Annotated in this window: 3 protein-coding genes; all 3 read left to right on the forward strand. The window is 67.0% G+C overall.

Translation table 11 applies throughout. The features are described from left to right. Positions 1-332: 332 nt before the first annotated feature. On the forward strand, positions 333-422 hold the full coding sequence (gene kdpF, locus R6V09_RS23070) for a K(+)-transporting ATPase subunit F (RefSeq protein WP_016434100.1): 90 nt from the start codon (positions 333-335) through the stop codon (positions 420-422). An 8-nt stretch (positions 423-430) separates the two neighbouring features. Next, positions 431-2,095 (forward strand): potassium-transporting ATPase subunit KdpA, encoded by a 1,665-nt coding sequence (kdpA, locus tag R6V09_RS23075; RefSeq protein WP_317883340.1) that lies wholly within the window; start codon positions 431-433, stop codon positions 2,093-2,095. A 38-nt stretch (positions 2,096-2,133) separates the two neighbouring features. Continuing rightward, positions 2,134-2,795 (forward strand): P-type ATPase (locus R6V09_RS23080; protein ID WP_442810113.1); only part of this gene is annotated, 662 nt, incomplete at its 3' end.

Genomic DNA, 2,795 nt, shown 5'->3' on the forward strand with positions numbered 1-2,795 from the left:
CCGCGGGCCGCTGCCAGCGTCGCGTGAAACCGCCCGCGGCCCGGCGCCGACACCGTCGAAAACCGCCCGCGGCCCGGCGCCCCACACCGCCGTAGAACCTCGCTCGCGGGTCGCAGCACGGCGTCGCCGTAAGAGTCGCGTCAAAGGCGTGTGCGTCGCCGTAAGGGACCCGTCAACGGTGGCCAAAAGCGGTCACGGGCGCGGTTACCTCTAAGCGTCCGTTCCATTCGAACCTCAATCCAGGAGCTCACGATGGCCGATCTGGCCTTCGTCGTCACCACGATCGCGGTCTTCGCGTTGGTGGCCCTCGTCGCCAAGGGGGTGACGAAGCTGTGACCGCCGAGAACATCGTCGGCCTCGTCGTGGCCGTCGCCCTGCTGGGCTATCTCGTCCTCGCCCTGATCTTCCCGGAGAGGTTCTGAGTAGCGATATGGGTCCCGTCCTTGCCGGCGTGCTCCAGCTGATCGCCCTGATAGCGGCGCTGGCGCTCGCCTACATCCCGCTCGGCAACTACATGGCCGGGGTCTACTCCTCCGACAAGCACCTGCGGGTCGAGAAGTGGATCTACAAGGGCATCGGTGCCGACCCGAACACCGAGATGCGCTGGCCCGCGTATCTGCGCAGCGTGCTCGCCTTCTCGGCGGTCGGTGTTCTTTTCCTCTATCTGCTTCAGCGGATCCAAGGGATCCTGCCGGGCTCGCTGGGCTTCTCCTCCGTCAATCCCGCGCAGTCGTTCAACACGGCCGTGTCGTTCGTGACGAACACCAACTGGCAGTCGTACTACGGCGAGCAGACCATGGGTCACGTCGTGCAGACCGCCGGTCTCGCCGTGCAGAACTTCGTCTCCGCGGCCGTCGGCATCGCCGTCGCGGTGGCCCTCGTACGCGGCTTCGCGCGCTCGCGCACCGGTGAACTCGGCAACTTCTGGGCCGACTTGGTGCGCGGCGTCATCCGCATCCTGGTGCCGCTGTCCGTCGTCGCCGCGCTCGTGCTCGTCGCCTGCGGTGCCATCCAGAACTTCTCCGGCATCCATGAAGTCGGGCAGTTCATGGGCGGCCACCAGCAGTGGAACGGCGGCGCGGTCGCCTCGCAGGAGGCCATCAAGGAGGTCGGCACCAACGGCGGCGGTTACTTCAACGCCAACTCCGCCCATCCCTTCGAGAACCCGACCCCCTTCACGAACCTCTTCGAGATCTTCCTGCTGCTGGTCATCCCGTTCGCGCTGACCCGCACCTTCGGTGTGATGGTCGGCTCGATCAAGCAGGGCTACGCGATCCTCGCCACCATGGCCACCATCTGGGTCGGCTTCGTCGCCCTGATGATGTGGACCGAGTTCGCCCACCACGGCGCGGCGCTCCAGGCCGCCGGCGGTGCGATGGAGGGCAAGGAGACGCGCATCGGCGTCGGCGCCTCCTCGATCTTCGCGGTGTCGACCACGCTGACCTCGACGGGCGCGGTGGACTCCTTCCACTCCTCGTTCACCGGTCTCGGCGGCGGAATCACCATCCTGGGAATGCAGTTGGGCGAGATCGCACCCGGTGGTACCGGCTCCGGGCTGTACGGAATGCTGATCATGGCCGTCATCGCGGTGTTCATCGCCGGGCTCATGGTCGGCCGTACACCCGAGTACCTGGGCAAGAAGATCGGCACCCGCGAGATGAAGCTCGCGGCCTGCTACATCCTGATCACCCCGGCCCTGGTACTGATCTTCGCTGCCGCCTCCATGGCGCTGCCGACCCCGCCGCACTCCATGCTGAACTCCGGCGCGCACGGCTTCTCCGAGGTGCTGTACGCCTTCACCTCCGCCGCCAACAACAACGGCTCCGCCTTCGCCGGGCTGAACGCGAACACCGACTGGTTCAACACCATGACCGGACTCGCGATGGTGCTCGGCCGCTTCCTGCCGATGGTGTTCGTGCTGGCCCTGGCCGGCTCGCTCGCCGAGCAGAAGCCGGTGCCGGTCACGGCAGGCACCCTGCGCACCGAAAAGCCGCTGTTCACCGGCCTGTTGGTGGGCGCGATCCTCATCATCACCGGTCTGACCTACTTCCCGGCGCTGGCGCTGGGACCGCTGGCCGAGGGGCTGGCGTCATGACCACCCGCACAGACGACCAAGAAAACCAAGAGGACTCGATGTCCACTGCCACTCCGACCCGGGCGCCGCACAGCGATGTGCCGACCGGTCACAAGGACGAGGGACGGGTCGGCGCGGGCCTGTTCGACCCGAAGCAGCTGATCAGGTCCCTGCCCGACGCCTGCCGCAAGCTCGACCCGCGGGTGATGGTCAAGTCGCCCGTCATGTTCGTGGTGTGGGTCGGGTCCGTGCTGACCACGATCTTCTCCTTCAAGGACCCGGGCGACTGGTTCGGTTGGGCGATCAGCGTCTGGCTGTGGCTGACCGTCATCTTCGCCAACCTGGCGGAGGCCGTCGCCGAGGGCCGTGGCAAGGCGCAGGCCGACACCCTGCGCAAGGCCAAGACCGACACGGTGGCCCGGCGGCTCAACGGCACCGTCGAGGAGCAGGTGCCCGGCACCGAGCTGCGCATCGGCGACTTGGTCGTCTGCGAAGCCGGCGACATCATCCCCGGCGACGGTGACGTCGTCGAGGGCGTCGCGAGTGTCGACGAGTCGGCCATCACCGGCGAGTCCGCGCCCGTCATCCGCGAGTCCGGCGGTGACCGAAGCGCCGTCACCGGTGGTACGAAGGTCCTCTCCGACCGCATCGTCATCAAGATCACGACGAAGCCCGGCGAGACCTTCATCGACCGGATGATCGCCCTGGTCGATTTTGTTTT

The sequence above is a fragment of the Streptomyces sp. W16 genome (genome assembly GCF_033194735.1).
Lineage (GTDB): Bacteria > Actinomycetota > Actinomycetes > Streptomycetales > Streptomycetaceae > Streptomyces.